The organism is Mammaliicoccus sp. A-M4 (assembly GCF_022386955.1).
Taxonomy (GTDB): Bacteria; Bacillota; Bacilli; order Staphylococcales; family Staphylococcaceae; genus Mammaliicoccus; species Mammaliicoccus lentus.
Genome location: NZ_JAJNHH010000007.1, coordinates 26,129 through 44,024 on the forward strand (window position 1 = coordinate 26,129; position 17,896 = coordinate 44,024).

Genomic DNA, 17,896 nt, shown 5'->3' on the forward strand with positions numbered 1-17,896 from the left:
GAGGAAAACTCTTAATAATAAGAATTACCTCTGATTAATTTCTAATGACTATATAAAATATTTATTCTACCCTTTCACTTGGGTTTTTAAATATTTTCTTTTTAAATTTCATAATGATTTCATATGAAATTGGTACAACTAATAATGTTAATATCGTAGATGAAACAAGTCCACCTATAACAGTTATAGCTAATGCTTTAGATATCAGTACAGAACTTCCACCACCGAATAACAACGGTACTAAAGCACCAATTGTAGCAATGGCTGTCATTAATATCGGACGTAAACGTGTTCCTGCTGCTTCAATTAAAGCTTCTCGTGTTGACATACCGCTTTGTTCCATATTAATAACTCTATCTATTAATACAATCGCATTGGTTACAACGATACCAATAAGCATTAACATACCAATCATACTTGGAACTGAAATTGTTTCTTGCGTAATTAACAATCCAGCTACTACACCAATAATAGATACTGGTAATGAGAATAGTATCGCAAATGGTGCTAATCCACCTTTAAATGTTAAGACTATAACTAAGTAAACGATTAATATCGCAGCTGCCATTGCCAACACTAATTGTTCTATTGCTTCATTAATATCATCATTGGTACCACCTACGTTTACATCTACATCATTAGGTTTATCCAATTTAGATACTTTTTGATTAACATCAGATGTTACTTTGGCAACATCGTCTGCAGTAATTTTTGCATCTACTGAAACGGATATTTTATCATTTTCTCTCGTAATTGTATCAGGTGAAGTTGTTTTCTTAAGTGATGCTATCTCACTCAATTTAACGTCTTTACCTAATGGTGTCGTTAATTTTGTATTTTTTAATTTGTCTTCTGACCAGTCTGTTTTTTCATCCTTAGTCAATTTCACATCTATAGATTTACCATCGTCATTTAATTTTGTAACGACTTTATCTTGTGTTGTTTGATTAAGTGTCATTGCAATTTGACCAGCTGATAAGCCGAGTTTCGTTGCTTTATTTTGGTCTACTTCAATATCATACTGTTCATATGATTCAGAAAGGTTTGAACTTACGTTTTCAACTCCACTTACTTTAGCAATTTCTTTTTCTACACTTTTAACTGTATCTTCTATTGCTTCAGTTGATGGTCCAGAAACTTTAACAGATACTTCGTTTGCTGTACCGCCTGTAGAGAAGTCTTGTTGTTTCCATTCTCCTTTATGATCAAATGTTCCAATGTGATCCATTACTTTTTTACCAACATTGTCCCAATTTGGAGTATCTTTATCATATTTCACCATTAAAGCCATATCGTTTTGAGCTGATGGATTGAATGGATTTTCTCCACCAACGCTATATTGAACAAAGTCTACATTTTTATCTTTTGATAAGTATTTTTCTGCTTGCTCACCATTTTTAACAACTTGGTCTTCTTTTTCACCAGGTGAAGGTTTATAAGTTAGTGCTAACATCTTGTCTTCACCAGTATCTATAAATGATTTCCCAATATACGGTGTAAATACTAAAACGATACTCGCTACGACAAGTATAAGACTTAGTAATATAACAAGCCACTTATGATTTAAGTTCCATTTTAATACATTTTTATATTTACCAGCTAACCAATTGCCTTTTTCTTTTTTGCGTTTTTTAATACCATTTTTAAAGAATATGTGTGATAACACTGGTACTATCGTTAACGCGATTAGCAATGAAGCAAGTAAACTAAATGCTACTGCTAAAGCAAATGGTCTAAACATCTCACCGATTTGACCAGTTACAAATGCTAATGGTAAGAATACGACAATTGTAACGATAGTAGATGACATAATCGGAATAAACATTTCTTTAGTTGCACTCGTGATTAATTTTCCACCAGTTAACTTTTCAGCGCTATCCGTCATCCGTCGATAAATATTCTCTATAACGACAATCGAATCGTCAATTACACGACCTATCGCTACTGTTAAGGCACCTAATGTTAAAATATTAAGTGAAACATCTAACGCCTTTAACCCTATTAAAGCCATTAGTAATGACATTGGTATTGATACCATTGCTATAATTGTTGATTTCAAATCTCTTAAGAAGAAGAGTATGATGATTACGGCTACAATTGAACCTATCAACGCTTTTTCAACCATTGTAGATACAGAGTCTTTAATAGTTGAAGCTGTTTCCATTAATTGTACTGATTCAATATTTTTATGATCTTTCTTATAAGCTTCAACTTCTTTATCTACATTATCTACTACATCCACTAAATTGGCATCCGTAGCTTTTGTAACTTGTAACGCAAGGGCATTTTTGCCGTTAGTTTTTGAAATTGAATCTCGTTTCTTTTCTTTTTTAACATCAGCAATGTCTGACAGTTTTACTGTTGGAATACTTTGCGATGCTTCAGAACTTACTTCATCGCCTTGCGCTGCTTGCTGTGCTTGACTTGCCTGTTCTGCTTGACTAGCGCCTCCTTGACTAGCTTGCTGGTCACCACCACTCGAAGCGCCACCAGTCATTGGAATTTCTAAATCTTTTAATGCTTTAATTGATGTGAAACGACCATCGACTACTATAGATTTCAAGTCATCTCCGAAAGTATATAACCCTAATGGCGATTCTTTTGTAGCACCATCGATATATTGAAGAACTTCATCTTCTGACAAACCTCGTTTAGTAAGTTCATTTTGATTAAATTCTAAGTTAACTTCTTCCAATGTTTGTCCTGATAAAGACACACTTTCAACTCCATCAACTTTTTCAAGCTTAGGAATTAAATCTGATTCCATTTGTTTTGTAACTTTTTCTAAATTATCATTTTTATCAGAAATTGAATAACTGACTACAGGGAATGAGTACATAGACATTCTACTCATGTCTGGGTCTTGAACGCCTTCAGGTAAATCAAGTTCCTCTAATTTCTTTCTTAATTCTGTTTCTGCTTCATCCATGTCTGTTTGGTATGTATATTCTAATGTGATGGCAGATGCATTTTCTAACGATTGACTCGTTACATTTTCTACACCTTCTAAGTTTTGTACTTGTTTTTCTACAGGTTCTGTTACATTATCAAGTACACTTTCGGGTGTAGCACCAGGATATGGCGTTGTGACTGTAATAACGGGTGTTGTTACATCCGGTAATAACTCAAGTTTCATTTTAAAAGCTGAATATACGCCACCCAATAATATAATAATTGTCATTAACAAAATGGCAAATTTATTATTGAGTGAGAATTTTATCATTTTTTGAACCACTCGTTTTCCCCCTATTTATCTTTTCTTAACTCATTCTATAATATAACGGTCACTATTCATACAACTAACAGAGAATAAAGCACTAAAAATTTTTAATTTTTAGTGCTTTATTAATCTTAATTTCTCTTTATTTTTTTCTCTATTTTTCTCTTATAAGTTGTAACAGCCGGTTTAACCTTTTCTATTGCTGTATAAATTGGTTTATTTAATACATAATCAAATTCACCAATTTTTTCGCTTAAGTATGTTCCCCAAACACGTTTAAATGCCCATAAACCATAATGTTCATGATCTTGGTCTGGGTTATTGTCAGTGCCACCAAAGTCAAACTTAGTTGCACCTTTTTCTTTAGCAAAACGCATCATTTCGATAATCATACGATGGTTCGGTAAAAATTCACGATACTCGTTTGAAGAAGCACCATATAAATAATATGATTTTTTACCACTAAATATAAGAATACCACCTGATAAATAAACGCCATCTGGTTTTTTCTCTTTAAGTTCTTCCATTTCTTGAATGCGTTTTTCATAATTTCCTAGCTTTTCTTCTGCATCTTTTAGTTGGTTTACAACTTTCTTATTTTGACGTTTATTTTCTAGTTTTTCTTTTTCTTCTAATAAAGCGTCACGTTCTTTAAATAAATCTTTAAGAACTTTATCTGGAACAACTTTGACTAAAAATAACTCACAATCTCCATCTGGATGTAAATGGTCATAGATGTTTTCAAAGTATGACAAATCTCTAGTTAAGAAATTATCACGTTCGCCAGTTTCTTCCATGATTTGCGCAAAGATTTTTAAATCGTCTCTATTTCCTATAATTAAATCAGTTCCTCGTTTTAACGAGTTTCTCACACGTGAACGATTACGCTTATCAAAGCTTTGCATTAAATCTTCTTCAGATTGATCTACTTTAGTAATCATCGTCATTCGTGGTTGAATATATGATTTACTTAAACCATCTTCAAAACCTTTATGTTTGAATCCTAAAGAAGTTAAAAATTCTAATACACCTTCTGACTCTTCTACTTCAATATCAGGGTCAATTTTAATCGCATAACTTTTTTCATTTCTAGCTAATTCTTTCGAGAGTTCCAAAAGCATTTTTACAGATTTTTCATCTTTGTAATCTACTACAAAACCTCTTGATATGTAACACAATGTGTAAGGTAATTTTGGTACTTTTTTAAATAACATTTGCGCTACACCAGTAAGTGTTTCACCGTCACCTACAGCAATACGACGAGAATACCAACCTGTAAGCTTTTTGGATTCTGCCCACTTTGTAAGTTGCAACATATCACCATTTGGATGTTGCTTTACAAATTCATCATGTTGCTCATGAGTGATATTCATTTTTTTAATCGCCATTTATAAATCTCCTTTTTATCAATTCGTTTCTTAATTATACAATGAAACGTTCATTAATTTCACGTATTAGCCTAACATTTGTTATACTTAATAAACAAAACCATAAAGTTAGGATTGAAATAAATGAGACAATTATTACTTGTGTTGTTCATTATACTCAATACTATCATGATTGTTACAAGTTTAAACGTTGATATTGAAATCAATTTTTTAAGTTACCGCGTTATACTTGTTGCATTCAGCTTTTTATTGAGCATAGTATTCATCCTTGAAAATGCTAATAAATCCACACTAACTTTAGCAATTTTAAGTGCACTTGTTGCTTTAGGTCATTTATCAATAATTATTCAGAATGTATACCTTAATGTATATTCTAATTAAATTCAAACATCTTGAGTTTTGGTGCTAACCTCTGCTCAGCATAATTCTCCCAATCCACTGGACTGGGAGAATTTAATTATATCTATTAAGTTTAATTAACTTTAAACACTTTTCTATTAATCATGAATAAAATGATTAAAATGAGTGAAACTATGACAATTGTTAATACATATGGTATAACATCGTGTTCTCCTTTTATCCCGACAAGTGGTGTTACAAGTCCTCCAAATGCAAATTGTGATAATCCTAATAAACTAGAAGCACTTCCAGCACCACGTTTATTGTTTGCCATAGCTATTGAAAATCCTGTAGTACCAATTGCAGAAACAGGACTTACTAAAATAAAGAAACCAATCATAAGTATCCAAATTGACCAACTATTTAACAACGTTAGAGATACTATAATAACGCCTATAATTTGTACAAAAGCGAATACTTTCATCAATGTATGTTCATCAAAACGATCAACCAATTTATTAACCAACTGTCCTGAAAATATTAAACCAAGTCCATTAAAAGCAAACATCCAACTAAAAGCAAAAGAGGAAACGCCATATACTGATTGTACGATAAATGGTGATGCTGAAATATAACTAAACAGTAATGCAAAAGTACTACCTTGTATAAATAATGGTAATAAGAATTTTGGATTTTTTAATAATTCTTTAAAGTCTCCTAAAATTTCGCTTATTCTACCCGAAGAACGATTATTTTCAGGTAACGATTCTGTTAATTTATAAAATGATAAGCAGAACATTATCGCTCCAAAAGCTGTCAGTACTAAAAAGACAGTTTTCCAAGTAGAGAATTCAAGTATTATACCCCCTAGCACAGGTGCTAATATAGGCGCGACACCGTTAACGAGCATTAATACAGCTAAAAATTTAGTTAAAGCCTTTCCGGAATATAAATCACTCGACATTGCCCGGGAAATAACTGCACCTGCTCCGCCGGTAAAACCTTGAACAAATCTTAAAGCCATCACGACATATATATTTGGAGCAAACACACATAATATCGAAGCGATAGTGTAAACAACCAACGCAACCATTAAAGGTTTCTTACGACCAATAAAATCTGACAGTGGTCCTACAAATACTTGTCCTATTGCTAAACCTATCATAAATAATGTTAAAGTAAGCTGTGTATTCGATGTGCTTGTATTAAAATCATTACTTATCTCAGGTAATGCAGGTAAATACATATCAATAGAGAATGGACCAAAAGCAGTTAATAAGCCTAATATAATAATTAAAAATAACGAAGGTTTAGCCTTCTTTTGTTCGATCATAAGACATGCTCCTTTATGTATAATACTTTCTATTATATGCTTTTTAAATTTCAAATATCAATATTATATTTTATTACGATATATAAACGCTTTACTTTCACGAAACCATCATTCAAAATATAGTCAGAAACAAAGTAACGGAGTGAAATAATGAATATATTTTTAACCGGTGCAACAGGCTTTGTAGGTGCTGAATTAATAAAATCACTTGCTAAAGATGCGCACAAGAATTTTTACATTTTATACAGATCTGAACAAAAGAAATTAATGCTATTAAATAAAGTGGAAGAATCATATCATGAAAGAATGCATTTTATTTATGGTGATATTACGAATGAAAATTGTAACGTTAGTGAAAATCAAATTAAAGACATACCACAAATAGATAAATTTTATCATTTAGCTGCTTTAGTGAAGTTTAATTTTGAATTAGCTGATGAATTGTTCCAAATTAATTATACGGGTACTCAGCATGCAATAGAATTAGCGAAAAAGCTGAATAGTAAACATTTCCTTTACGTATCCACTGCTTATACAATAGGTGAAAAAGAATTAGCCTATGAAGAACTTCACCCGGTAGATACGCCAACAAACAACCCATATGAAGCTTCTAAAGTACAAGCTGAACATTTAGTCGCTCAGGAAAAAGATATGGCAACATCTATCATAAGACCAGCTATCATTATAGGAGATTCAGTAACTGGAGAAGCAGATTCTAAATTTACATTATATGGATTTATGAAAGCTTTAAAAGTGTTTAAACGAAGAATCACTAATAAAAACATTGAAACTGTATACAGATTATTTGGAGATAGCACACATACTTCTAATTTTGTACCTGTTGATTATGTTGTAGATGTTTTGACGGTGGCTTGTGATTATGCAGAAAATCAAAAAATTTATCATGCAACAAATAATTATCCGCCTTCAAATGATTTTATTTTTGAAACAATAAAAAAACATCTAGACTTTCATCAATTAGAAGTCGCACCTATATCTGAAATTAATACCATTACAGATGAAGAAAGAGTGCTTAATAGTTTTATAGATGTATTTGCACCTTATTTTTCAAAATCCATTAACTTTAACGATGAAAATACAGCATATATGATGAATCAAGCAGGTAAAGACACTTTGCAATTAAGTCATGATGCACTAGATATGATTATTCGTGTATATTTTGAAAAATAAAGGTTTCTTTATACAAATGAAACAGCAACCCGTTATTTTAAAATTAACAGGTTGCTGTTTTTTTTACGTTTAACCACCAATATAATTCATGTTGATTTTGTTTTTCTTACGTCTCGCCACTGTTGCTTCCGTTCTTTCATCTGAATATTTATCATCTCGAATATTCCATAAATGTTTGAGTGTTGTTAATATTTCATTATCTGTCTTTCCATCTCGCAATTCAGTTTTTATATCATAACCATTTTTCTCAGCAAAAAGACAACCATAAAATTTTCCATCTGAGGAGATTCTTGCTCTTGTACATGAAGAACAAAATGATGCAGATACACTTGTAATTAATCCAAATTGAGCACCATTATCTTTATGTCGGTAATAAGTCGCGACCTCGCCAAAATAACTTGATTCTACTGGTTCGATTTCAAAATGTTGACCGATTTGTTCTAGCATTTCTTTTTTCGTGACTACTTTATCAAAATTCCAACCATTATCATTTCCTACATCCATAAATTCTATAAATCTTACGACAATATTGTTATTTTTAAAGTATTCTACTAAAGGTATAATTTCTTGATCGTTAATACCTTTTTGTATAACTACGTTTACTTTTACTTTAAAACCTATTTTCTTAGCGTAATCAATTTGTTCAAGTATTTGTGAAGCAGAGATATTACGGTTGTTAATCGATTTAAATAGTTCATTATCTAATGCATCTATGCTGACATTAATCCTTCTTAATCCTGCATCGTATAGATTTTGGCCGTGTTTTTTTAGCAACAAACCATTCGTTGTTAAACCAATATCATTAATACCTTCAATTTCATTAATACCTTGGATTAATTTATACAAATCACGTCTTAAAAGAGGTTCTCCTCCTGTAATTCTTACTTTTTCAACACCAAGGCTACTGTATAATCGAGCTAAACGGATGATTTCGTCAAAACTGAGCAGTTCTTGTTTAGGTAAAAATACAAAGTCATCGCCAAATATTTCTTTTGGCATACAATAATCACATCGAAAATTACAACGATCCGTAACAGATATTCTTAAATCTCTAATTGGTCGTCCTAATTTATCCTTGATTGCTTGATTCATCGTAACGCCCCCTCTACCTACAACAGTTAATGCTCTATTTCTTTCAAATCCTCTTGATAGTTAATATTTTTATACCAATTATGTTGATTATTTATTTCATCCACATCTAACCATTGTGCAGGTCTATTTTCATATATTTCTTTCATTCTATATTGACCTTGATCTAAAGATTGTTTAATCTCACTTTTAACACGATGACTATAAAATGCTAATGTTGGCATTTTAAAACCATTCGCTTCATATCCAGCAATATCTAGCTGTTCCTCCATTACTCGAGATATAAAAAATTGATATAAATAACTGATAGATTTTTCAGTTACCATCGGTGTATCACATGCAATCACAAAATAACATTCGGTATCGTATGATTCCATTACACTGTATATACCGCTTAATGGCCCGTTATTTGCATATACTGGTTCATCTACTACAACATCACTATAATCAAATGAATCTTTTAAAGTTTCATTTGTACTTATTACAATTCTCTCGAACAAGTTGGTTTGATTCAAAGTTTTAATAATTTTTTTATAGAATACTTCTCCTTCAATTGTTGCAAAAGCTTTTGGTGAACCAAAACGACTGGATTGTCCTCCAGCTAGAATTATTGCTATCATTTTTCTTTTACCCTCCACTAACTGGTGGAATAAGTGCAACTGTAGCATCACTAGTTATTGTGTCATCATCTTGCACAAACTCCTCATTAACAGCTATTTGAAAAATTTCTCCTTTTAATTCCGGATAATTTTCAAATAAATATTGCTTAAATTCTAACACAGAGTATGTTTTATTGAGCGTAATTTGCTCTTCTTTTTTGTTTAATAATTCTTTTAAATGAGCAAAATACAATACTTTCATAATCAGTCCTCCATTTTAATTGAAGAATGGTATTGTTTTTGGGAACCTTGCCATTCTTCACCATCTTCCCATATCTCTTTTTTCCATATTGGTACAATTTCTTTTATACGCTCTATAGCATATTCATTTGCCGCATATGCATCGTGCCTATGAGGTGAAGAAACACTAATAACAACTGCAATATCAGAAATTTGTAACTCACCAATTCTATGGGCAATTGCAATAATTGTACCTGGCCACTTTTTTTCAATTTCTTCGCCTATTTGAGCCATTTTTTTCTCAGCCATAGGCTTATAAGCTTCATATGCTAAATATTCTGTCTTGATGCCTTTTGTCCATTCTCTCACATGTCCTGTAAATACTACAATAGCTCCTTGTCGTGAGTTTAATGTCCATTCTCTATATTTTTCTGGATTTATTGGTTCAGAGACAATTTCAAATTGTTTCATAATTGCACCTACTCTTTTTGGAATAACCATTTTTTAAACCAATCAAGAAATAGTTTTCTTTCATCTTGATTGTATGCATTAAAGTTATAGACTACATTGCTTAATTTATCGTTTAGATTATCTGTATTTTCACCCAATACTACTTTAGGGTAATCTTCAGATTTGAATCCTTCAATCAATAAAATATCTGGTTGTATGGATAAATCTTTGTTAATAATTTCTGTTAATGAACGATGAACTTTTGTGACACGTTCAATTAATTCATGTCCCAAAACGATACTTTCTTCTGCACCATTATTAATAAATGAAAGACTATCTACTTCTTTATGATTTAAAGATATATCTTGTGTTCCATGCCCATGGTGTTTAATCGTCGAAACAGATAACTGGTATTCTTGGCATATTTTAATTAATTCATTAATCAAAGTTGTTTTACCACTATTTTTATAACCTACAATTTGCATGATTTTCATATATTTAAATTACTTTCGTATGATTGATGATCAGTAAGTAATACCTTTACTTCATCACCTTTACTGTAACCTCTAGTACCACTCGGCAATATGATCATTCCGTTGCTTTTTGCTATTGCAACCACAGCGTTTGATTTATTAAAACCTGATGGAACAGCAATTATCCCGTCGTTTGTAAATGAGAGTTTACCTCGAATGAATCTAGTAAAAGGATTTGGTTTTTTAAAGTCTTCACCTAATTTAGCATTTATAATAACTGGATATATATCTTTGCTTGCCATCATTCTTAGAATAGTTGGCTTTGTGAATAAATGAAAACCCGAATAACATGCAGAAGGGTTACCTGATAACCCAAATAATAGTTTGTCATTTTTATAAGCTACTGTTGTAACACTACCAGGTCTCATTTGTACTTTATTAAATAATACTTCTGCACCAATTTCTTTATATACTTGTGGTAAATAATCAAAGTCGCCTACTGATACACCACCTGTAGTAATGACAATATCATTTTCTGACAGTGCTTTATTTACACTTTCAGTACATCCTTGTAAGTTATCCTCTTGTATTTTATAAGTTTTGGATTGAATATTCATTTGGTCACATAACGCTTTAATCATTGGGCCATTTGAATTTCTGATTTTACCTGGTTCTAATGGTTCATTAGGTCCTACTAACTCACTACCTGTTGCAATAATAGCTACTGTCGGTCTTTTAAATACTTTTACTTTTTCATAACCAAAAGTAGCTAACACAGCTATAACACCACTGTTAACCAATTGACCTTTTTCTAATACAACATCATCTTCCGTACATTCTTCACCTTTAAATGCAATATTTTCTCCAGTTTTAAAAGATTTTCTAATTGTAAATCCATTTTCATTTTCTGTCGTTTGTTCAAACATAACGACTGCATCTGCACCTTCAGGTATAGGAGCTCCAGTCATAATACGAACCGCTTCGTAACCTTTAATACGCACTTTAGATGGTGTTCCTGCTCCAATATGATCAACTACGTCGAATTGTATTCGGTTATTACTTTCTGCCCCTTCTGAATCTTTACTATTGATAGCAAAGCCATCAAATGGTGATTTATTAAATCTAGGAATATCATATGTAGCGATAACATCTTCCGCCAATATATAATCCAGAGCATCATCAATATGTACTGTTATAGGATCTTTATTCTCAACAACTTCAATAACACGTTTTATCGCATCATCAACTGGTATTGGTTTTCTAATTTCAACTGTCATAATATGCACTCCATTCATAATTTAACTATGTTCACATGTTATAATAAACTTAAGAAAGGATGATTATACATGTCAGATTTCACACATTTTAATGAACAAGGTCGAGCGAAAATGGTAGACGTTTCAAATAAAGAAACAAGTACAAGAATTGCTGTCGCTCATTCAAGTATTCAAGTTAATGAAAAAATTTATAACCAAATTCAAAATGGTAAAAACAAAAAAGGTGACGTACTAGGAACTGCTCAAATTGCAGGTATTATGGCTGCGAAAAACACGAGTCAGCTTATTCCTATGTGTCATCCTTTACAACTTACAGGTATTGATATCGAATTTAACTGGGATGTTGAAGATTTGAATAACTTAAATATAACTGCAACAGTTAAGACTAAAGGCCAAACTGGCGTTGAAATGGAAGCATTAACGGCTGCCAGTGTATCAGCTTTAACAATTTATGATATGTGTAAAGCTGTAGACAAAGGCATGATTATTGGTGAGACTTATTTATCTCATAAATCCGGAGGCGTTAATGGAGACTTCAATCGTCAATAATTTACTTATTAAGCTCATACACTAAATGATTTAATTCTTTAGTTATGAGCTTTTCCATTGCCAATTTCACAGCGCCAGTTGACCCTGGTATAGACATTATAATTTGCTTACCTACTGTTCCAGCGACTGCTCTAGATAAAATTGCACGAGAACCTACATCTTCTGTATAGCTCAAATATCTAAATATTTCTCCAAAGCCCTCTATTTCTTTGTCAAATAACGGTGTAATTGCTTCGATTGTAACATCTCGTGGACTTATACCTGTCCCACCTGTTGTTATAATGGCGTCAATATCTTGGGATAGCCATGTTTGAATAGCTTCTCGTATAAAAGATGCATCATCTCTAACTATTTTATAATGCTCTTCTTTTACCGACACATTCATACCATTTAAATAAGATAGAACAAGTTGCCCACCTTTATCAGTTTCTTTATTTCTAGTATCACTAACTGTTAAAACTGCAATGTTTATATTTCTATCAATTTTATCAATCACACTCATTATTTAACCTCCTAGCCAAACATATTTTCTACAAATTGTTTCCCCTCTTCTACAGATCCGATATCGTGAATTAATAATCTTCCGTTATTAAAAGCAACAACTCGGTGATCATCATATAAATATTGAATCATATAAGCATTTGATTTATGCAACAAACCATTTTGAGCTATAAACTTTTCAATAGCTGGGCGATTTAACTTTTCATTAATATATTGAATTGTATCGCGACCACACAGCTCAGTAATCATTTGACTTGATGATGATAAATGAGGATAAGTTGGATTTTCTCCGCATGTTTCACATTCATCTCGTTTCATTTGTATAAAACCAAATGATTGATGGTCACCTTCCCATACATCACCGAATGTTAACTTTGGCGTAAACTCTTCTCCAGATAAAATTTTAAGCGCATCTGTTACTTGTAAGCTTGTCGCCATAGTAACTGCTGGATTAATGACACCAACAGTATCACAAGTGCGATTTATAGCCGGGATTTCTGGTAATAAACAATTAAAGCACGGTGTTTTTTCTGGGATAAATGTAGCTTGAACATATGTAGATTCTAAGCAAGCACCATAAATCCATGGAATATTCATTTTATATGCAAAATCATTTATTAATAATCTCGTATTAAAATTATCTGTGGCATCAATGATGACATCAGAATATCTTGCAACTTCTTGTAATAATTTAGCGTCACATTGTGCGATATAAGTTTTTATTGTTATATCTTCTCTAATTTTTCTTAAATGTTTTTCTGCAGCGACTACTTTTGGAAGCATTTCTTTTATATCACTTTCAGTAAATAACGTTTGTCTTTGCAAGTTTGATACTTCTACATAATCACGATCTATAATATTTAATCGCGCTATCCCTGAGCGTGTTAACTGTTCCGCAACATGCGTTCCAAGTGCACCCATCCCTACTATTGTCACATTACTTTTTGCTATATTTTCTTGTCCTTTTTCACCAATTTTATCAAATAAAATTTGACGAGAATATCGTTCGTTCATTTATACCAACCTTTCACGACTCTTTATCTCCATTATAGATTGAAATTGCAATATCCTCAATCAATAGAGGGAATTGAACAGAAATATAATAATTTAGGGAGCGGTACAGAAATCCTAATTTTAAAAAGATTTTATAGGGCCACTATAACTAACGAGTTTGAGACATTGATTATGTTCCACTCCCTAAGAACATTAAATTGTTTTCTTTTCTACTTTTGTCATATGCATCATCGAGATTAAAGCTACTAAACCAAATATCGCTAACAAGAAAAATGCTAAATGGTTTGAACCTGTTAAGGCTGTGACCATAGTAATAATAAGTGGTGGGAAAAATCCTCCTAAACCGCCCATCATTGATACGATTCCGTTTACTACACCAGCTTCTTTGCTGAAATAAGTAGGAACAAGTTTGAAAATTAGTCCATTTCCTATACCTGCTGACACACTGATTGTTAAGCAACCAATTGTAAATAACATGATATGATTTGATAATGCTAGTATTAAAGCACCAGCTATCATAATGCCAAAGAATATTTTCAACATATTTAATGCATTAAATTTATCGCCTAACATACCACCAATTGGTCTTAATATTGTAGCTATTGCGATAAACACACCAGTTCGTATCCCTGCATCTACTTTGTCGATTTCAAAGTGTCCTACTAAAAAGTTTGGTAAAAATAATCCGAAAGCTACGAATGCACCAAATGTGATGAAATACCAAAAACTGAAATAGTAAAGTTTATAGTTGTTTGCTACTTGTTTAGTTTGTTTTAACATAGGTACTTTAACTTTAGGCTCTTGTTTATCTCCAAAAACAAACATCAAAATAGCAAATAACGCCATTACTAGTACATATAATTGAACAGTATGTTGCCAACCTATAGCCCCTGCTATTGGTGGAGCTAAAAATGATGAAACAGCTGTACCTAAATTACCCATACCGTATATACCATTAGCAAAACCATGTTTTTCTTTCGGATAATATTTAGGAATCGATGTAACACCAACTGAAAACACTGCACCACCTAAACCAATAAAGAATCCAGCTATCATTAGTCCTGTAGTTGAAGTTGCTTGACTTAAATAAAATACTGGAAAAATTAAAATAATAAAACTAATTAAAAAGACAAGTCTAGATCCAATTAAGTTTGTGTAATAACCAATAGGAATTCTTAGAATTGAACCTAGAATAACAGGTATCGCTAAAATAATAGCTTTCTGACTTTCTGGTACGTTAAAATCTTGTGATATGTATGGCATTAAAGGAGCTAAAATACTCCACACCATAAATCCTGCCATTAAGCTTAAGGTTTGTAACGGTAATTGGACTTTACCTGTGTTGTTTTTCATGACTTTCACCCTTTTTATTTGTAGATAATTTAAAACTCTTTTCAACTACATTTTAGGTTATTTGTGAAAAACTGCACATAAGGAATTCCCCTTACCTCCTTCAGTAATTTCCCTATAAAATAATGGTGTGAGGTAGAAGTACTTAACTCAAAATAATTCTCCTAATCTGCTGATTTGAAAGTGCATGGTTGTCTAGAGTATGGCTCGAGCCTGTAGTCTCTCGCGCATACTATTCCCTTGGGCGTCAGCACTTTACAAATTCGTTCAAGTGAAATTCAAAGCTAAATTGATAGTTAATCTAATAATTTGAGCTCTTATTGGATTTTCAACTTAATTAATCCAACTAAATGGCTCTTATTGGATTTTCGGCTTAATTAATCCAACTAAACGGGTTCTTATTGGATTTTCAACTTAATTAATCCAACAAAACAGGCTCTTATTGGATTTTCAACTTAATTAATCCAACAAAAGGTGTTCTACTTGGATTATTGCCTTAGTTAATCCAACAAAAGGTGTTCTACTTGGATTATTGCCTTAGTTAATCCAACAAAAGGTGTTCTACTTGGATTTTTGTCATACTTAATCCAACAAGCAAGTCATCTCTCGCCACTCTAAGTCGTATCAACAAAAAATAACGTACAAGGCTCGATGTCCTTGCACGTTACAACTTTATATCCTATTGATTCGTACGATATAGTGATTAACCATTTAAAAATCTAATAATTTTTTCTTCATAGCATATTCAACTAATTCTGGACGAGATTTTAAATTAAGTTTATCCATAATTCGTGCTTTATGTGCTTCGATTGTTTTTACTGAGACAAATAACTTTTCAGCTATGTCTTTATTTCCGTACCCTTTTGCGATTAAAGGAAGTATCTCTAATTCTCTTTGAGATAAAATTTTAAATGGATCATTCGAGTTAGTATCTGATTGGTTACTTGGGTTAACAAGCTCATTAACAAGTGCACTCGTAACTTTCGAATCAATATACATTTCATCTTTATAAACTGTTCTTACTGCGTGAATTAATTCTTCATCAGGCGCATTTTTCAAGATATAACCTTTAGCTCCATTTCTTAAAACATGAAACAGATATTCTTCATCGTCAAACATCGTTAATATAAGTATTTTAGTTTCCTTAAAATCTTCTGAAATTTTACCCGTCGCAATTAATCCAGATTCACCTGGCGGCATACTTAAATCCATAATCAATACATCAGGCTTATGTTTAGCAACCATTTGATATGCTTCTATTCCATCTGCGGCAGTTGCCACTACTTCCATATCTTCTTGATAGTTTAATATCATAGAAAAACCTGTTCTAACAACTGCATGATCATCTGCAATTACGAGTTTCATTTGTCTTCCTCCACGTTTATGCTATTGGCACTTTTAATTTAATGTTAGTACCTTTACCTATTTTGCTTTCAATATTAACGCTACCACCTACTATTTCTGCACGCTCTTGCATGCCATACAGACCTAGCCCTGACCCTTTAGGTTGACTTCCAATAACAAAACCGGCACCTTGATCAGCCACTTCTACTTGAATCATATTGTCTTCAAATAACATGTGTACATCAACACTATCTACATTAGCATATTTTAAAGAATTAAATACCGCTTCTTGGACAATTCGGTAAACAACCGTTTCAATTTCTGGATTAAATCTAAGCTCAACAGAATCAAAGTGATAATGAACTATAAATCCAAAGTTCTTCTCCAACTGTTTGAAATATGATTTAAATGCAGCATTTAAACCTAAGTCATCTAATGAAGATGGTCTTAACTCTAAAGATAAATTGCGAATATCATCTATTAATCTAGACATTATACTTTCTATATCTTGTGACTGAGTTTTCAATTGATCTATATCATCTTGGTATTTAAGTAATCTCAACTCTACACTGACATTTAATAATTCTTGAACAACACCGTCATGTAGTTCTCTTGAAATTCTTTTTCTTTCATTTTCTTGTGCTGAAATGATCTTTTGCATCATTGTTTGTTGATGTAATTTTTGTTGTCTTTCAATTTGTGGGGACACATTTTGTAGCGTGTACACCATGATATCTTCTTCTTGGCTAATCGTTTGATAAGTCGCAGTGAAAGGTTCTACTGATCCACTGTTTGTTTGCATAAATACTTGGAAGCTTGTATTACCAATGTTCGTTGATTCTAAGAAACAATCTCTACACGATTGTAGTGCGTATTCATTTGAATAACCTTCACACCTACTACATATAGCATGTGTCAAAGGCTCTTGATTATCTTCTGAAATGATTTTTCTAGCCGCTTTATTCATATCAATAATTTGTCCTTTACTATTTAAAAAGACGATCATTTCACTTGTTTTTTCATAATACTGCTTTAAAATATTGTTTAATTTTGAAGCGTTATCTACACTCATGAATTAATCATATCCTCTCTTTGAAAAGGGCCAAAACTAGAAAAATGCAATTGTTCTAAATTTGGTAATCGTTTATCGTTTCTTTGTCCTAACAATAGAACACCCTTCACTCTATTTTTAATCCATAATGGAAATGCAATAAGAGCAGTTAATTCCTCGCTTTGAATAATCGGATAATTAAAGACTTGGTCATTGTAAATGCTGTCTTTAATATTATGAAGAATCATTTCTTTACCACTCTTAATTACAATTCCTGCTATACCCCTGCCGTTTCTTAAAATGATGTTTTTATATCTATGATTCAAATTTCCAGATACATACTGCCATTTTATGTGACTAGACAAATTTGTGTCCAAAGCCATAGCGATACCAGCAAAATCAAAATCATACTTATTTCTAATTTGATCAAGTTTTTCTTGAAAATTAAAATCATCAGACATTTTTCAGCACCTCAACTCATTTTTCAC

The 17,896-nt window shown here is 32.0% G+C and carries 18 protein-coding genes; 3 read left to right on the top strand and 15 right to left on the bottom strand.

Annotated features, from left to right (window positions below; translation table 11 throughout):
• Positions 1 to 61: 61 nt before the first annotated feature.
• Together LQ682_RS07430 and LQ682_RS07435 are read right to left on the bottom strand one after the other, a co-directional pair.
• Positions 62 to 3,235: an efflux RND transporter permease subunit gene (locus LQ682_RS07430; RefSeq protein ID WP_239705986.1), complete on the bottom strand. Its 3,174-nt coding sequence runs from the start codon at positions 3,233 to 3,235 to the stop codon at positions 62 to 64.
• A 116-nt stretch (positions 3,236 to 3,351) separates the two neighbouring features.
• Positions 3,352 to 4,602, bottom strand: coding sequence for a lipid II:glycine glycyltransferase FemX (locus LQ682_RS07435; RefSeq protein ID WP_026023597.1), 1,251 nt, complete (start codon positions 4,600 to 4,602; stop codon positions 3,352 to 3,354).
• 129 nt (positions 4,603 to 4,731) lie between these two features.
• On the opposite strand from LQ682_RS07435, the gene LQ682_RS07440 reads away from it, so the two are divergent.
• Positions 4,732 to 4,989: a hypothetical protein gene (locus tag LQ682_RS07440; protein WP_016998785.1), complete on the top strand. Its 258-nt coding sequence runs from the start codon at positions 4,732 to 4,734 to the stop codon at positions 4,987 to 4,989.
• 91 nt (positions 4,990 to 5,080) lie between these two features.
• Here the strand turns inward: LQ682_RS07440 and LQ682_RS07445 are convergent, their stop codons facing one another.
• Positions 5,081 to 6,280 carry a putative multidrug effflux MFS transporter TcaB gene (locus LQ682_RS07445; protein WP_016998784.1) on the bottom strand — a complete coding sequence of 400 codons (1,200 nt, stop codon included), beginning with the start codon at positions 6,278 to 6,280 and terminating at the stop codon, positions 5,081 to 5,083.
• A gap of 150 nt (positions 6,281 to 6,430) precedes the next feature.
• On the opposite strand from LQ682_RS07445, the gene LQ682_RS07450 reads away from it, so the two are divergent.
• Positions 6,431 to 7,471, top strand: a complete 1,041-nt coding sequence (locus tag LQ682_RS07450; protein ID WP_016998783.1) for an SDR family oxidoreductase — start codon at positions 6,431 to 6,433, stop codon at positions 7,469 to 7,471.
• A gap of 69 nt (positions 7,472 to 7,540) precedes the next feature.
• Here the strand turns inward: LQ682_RS07450 and moaA are convergent, their stop codons facing one another.
• Genes moaA through LQ682_RS07480 form a run of 6 tightly spaced genes read right to left on the bottom strand, consistent with a single transcriptional unit; the run spans position 7,541 to position 11,599 of the window.
• On the bottom strand, positions 7,541 to 8,563 hold the full coding sequence (gene moaA / locus LQ682_RS07455; RefSeq protein WP_016998782.1) for a GTP 3',8-cyclase MoaA: 1,023 nt from the start codon (positions 8,561 to 8,563) through the stop codon (positions 7,541 to 7,543).
• A 26-nt stretch (positions 8,564 to 8,589) separates the two neighbouring features.
• Positions 8,590 to 9,180 (bottom strand): molybdenum cofactor guanylyltransferase MobA, encoded by a 591-nt coding sequence (gene mobA, locus LQ682_RS07460; protein WP_016998781.1) that lies wholly within the window; start codon positions 9,178 to 9,180, stop codon positions 8,590 to 8,592.
• 7 nt (positions 9,181 to 9,187) lie between these two features.
• On the bottom strand, positions 9,188 to 9,421 hold the full coding sequence (gene moaD, locus LQ682_RS07465) for a molybdopterin converting factor subunit 1 (protein ID WP_016998780.1): 234 nt from the start codon (positions 9,419 to 9,421) through the stop codon (positions 9,188 to 9,190).
• A 2-nt stretch (positions 9,422 to 9,423) separates the two neighbouring features.
• Entirely contained in the window at positions 9,424 to 9,870 is a 447-nt protein-coding gene (locus LQ682_RS07470; protein ID WP_016998779.1) for a molybdenum cofactor biosynthesis protein MoaE, read from the bottom strand.
• A gap of 8 nt (positions 9,871 to 9,878) precedes the next feature.
• The gene (mobB, locus tag LQ682_RS07475; RefSeq protein ID WP_064204588.1) at positions 9,879 to 10,343 is read right to left on the bottom strand and encodes a molybdopterin-guanine dinucleotide biosynthesis protein B; all 465 of its coding nucleotides are present in this window, start codon (positions 10,341 to 10,343) and stop codon (positions 9,879 to 9,881) included.
• A complete protein-coding gene (locus LQ682_RS07480) occupies positions 10,340 to 11,599 on the bottom strand; it encodes a molybdopterin molybdotransferase MoeA (protein WP_016998777.1) in 1,260 nt (419 codons plus the stop codon). The genes mobB and LQ682_RS07480 overlap by 4 nt, the downstream gene beginning before the upstream one ends.
• Positions 11,600 to 11,668: 69 nt before the next feature.
• Between LQ682_RS07480 and moaC the strand changes: the two genes are divergently transcribed.
• The gene (moaC, locus tag LQ682_RS07485; protein WP_016998776.1) at positions 11,669 to 12,148 is read left to right on the top strand and encodes a cyclic pyranopterin monophosphate synthase MoaC; all 480 of its coding nucleotides are present in this window, start codon (positions 11,669 to 11,671) and stop codon (positions 12,146 to 12,148) included.
• 1 nt (position 12,149) lies between these two features.
• On the opposite strand, the gene LQ682_RS07490 is transcribed toward moaC, so the two are convergent.
• From LQ682_RS07490 to nreA, 6 genes are all read right to left on the bottom strand, one after another.
• Positions 12,150 to 12,650, bottom strand: coding sequence for a MogA/MoaB family molybdenum cofactor biosynthesis protein (locus tag LQ682_RS07490; RefSeq protein ID WP_016998775.1), 501 nt, complete (start codon positions 12,648 to 12,650; stop codon positions 12,150 to 12,152).
• Positions 12,651 to 12,661: 11 nt separating this feature from the next.
• Positions 12,662 to 13,663 (bottom strand): ThiF family adenylyltransferase, encoded by a 1,002-nt coding sequence (locus LQ682_RS07495; protein ID WP_016998774.1) that lies wholly within the window; start codon positions 13,661 to 13,663, stop codon positions 12,662 to 12,664.
• 192 nt (positions 13,664 to 13,855) lie between these two features.
• Entirely contained in the window at positions 13,856 to 15,016 is a 1,161-nt protein-coding gene (locus LQ682_RS07500; RefSeq protein WP_016998773.1) for a nitrate/nitrite transporter, read from the bottom strand.
• 708 nt (positions 15,017 to 15,724) lie between these two features.
• Complete coding sequence (nreC, locus tag LQ682_RS07505; RefSeq protein ID WP_017000335.1) at positions 15,725 to 16,378, bottom strand: nitrate respiration regulation response regulator NreC; 654 nt, start codon at positions 16,376 to 16,378, stop codon at positions 15,725 to 15,727.
• A 16-nt stretch (positions 16,379 to 16,394) separates the two neighbouring features.
• Positions 16,395 to 17,429, bottom strand: a complete 1,035-nt coding sequence (locus LQ682_RS07510) for a sensor histidine kinase (protein ID WP_017000336.1) — start codon at positions 17,427 to 17,429, stop codon at positions 16,395 to 16,397.
• On the bottom strand, positions 17,426 to 17,869 hold the full coding sequence (gene nreA / locus LQ682_RS07515; protein ID WP_017000337.1) for a nitrate respiration regulation accessory nitrate sensor NreA: 444 nt from the start codon (positions 17,867 to 17,869) through the stop codon (positions 17,426 to 17,428). Before nreA ends, LQ682_RS07510 begins: the two co-directional genes overlap by 4 nt.
• Positions 17,870 to 17,896: the final 27 nt, after the last annotated feature.

Bases quoted from the DNA above. Each gene is read 5' to 3' on its own strand.
- LQ682_RS07440 (WP_016998785.1), top strand. From the start codon at position 4,732: ATGAGACAATTATTACTTGTGTTGTTCATTATACTCAATACTATCATG.
- LQ682_RS07445 (WP_016998784.1), bottom strand. From the start codon at position 6,280: ATGATCGAACAAAAGAAGGCTAAACCTTCGTTATTTTTAATTATTATA.
- LQ682_RS07450 (WP_016998783.1), top strand. From the start codon at position 6,431: ATGAATATATTTTTAACCGGTGCAACAGGCTTTGTAGGTGCTGAATTA.
- moaA (WP_016998782.1), bottom strand. From the start codon at position 8,563: ATGAATCAAGCAATCAAGGATAAATTAGGACGACCAATTAGAGATTTA.
- mobA (WP_016998781.1), bottom strand. From the start codon at position 9,180: ATGATAGCAATAATTCTAGCTGGAGGACAATCCAGTCGTTTTGGTTCA.
- moaD (WP_016998780.1), bottom strand. From the start codon at position 9,421: ATGAAAGTATTGTATTTTGCTCATTTAAAAGAATTATTAAACAAAAAA.
- LQ682_RS07470 (WP_016998779.1), bottom strand. From the start codon at position 9,870: ATGAAACAATTTGAAATTGTCTCTGAACCAATAAATCCAGAAAAATAT.
- mobB (WP_064204588.1), bottom strand. From the start codon at position 10,343: ATGAAAATCATGCAAATTGTAGGTTATAAAAATAGTGGTAAAACAACT.
- LQ682_RS07480 (WP_016998777.1), bottom strand. From the start codon at position 11,599: ATGACAGTTGAAATTAGAAAACCAATACCAGTTGATGATGCGATAAAA.
- moaC (WP_016998776.1), top strand. From the start codon at position 11,669: ATGTCAGATTTCACACATTTTAATGAACAAGGTCGAGCGAAAATGGTA.
- LQ682_RS07490 (WP_016998775.1), bottom strand. From the start codon at position 12,650: ATGAGTGTGATTGATAAAATTGATAGAAATATAAACATTGCAGTTTTA.
- LQ682_RS07495 (WP_016998774.1), bottom strand. From the start codon at position 13,663: ATGAACGAACGATATTCTCGTCAAATTTTATTTGATAAAATTGGTGAA.
- LQ682_RS07500 (WP_016998773.1), bottom strand. From the start codon at position 15,016: ATGAAAAACAACACAGGTAAAGTCCAATTACCGTTACAAACCTTAAGC.
- nreC (WP_017000335.1), bottom strand. From the start codon at position 16,378: ATGAAACTCGTAATTGCAGATGATCATGCAGTTGTTAGAACAGGTTTT.
- LQ682_RS07510 (WP_017000336.1), bottom strand. From the start codon at position 17,429: ATGAGTGTAGATAACGCTTCAAAATTAAACAATATTTTAAAGCAGTAT.
- nreA (WP_017000337.1), bottom strand. From the start codon at position 17,869: ATGTCTGATGATTTTAATTTTCAAGAAAAACTTGATCAAATTAGAAAT.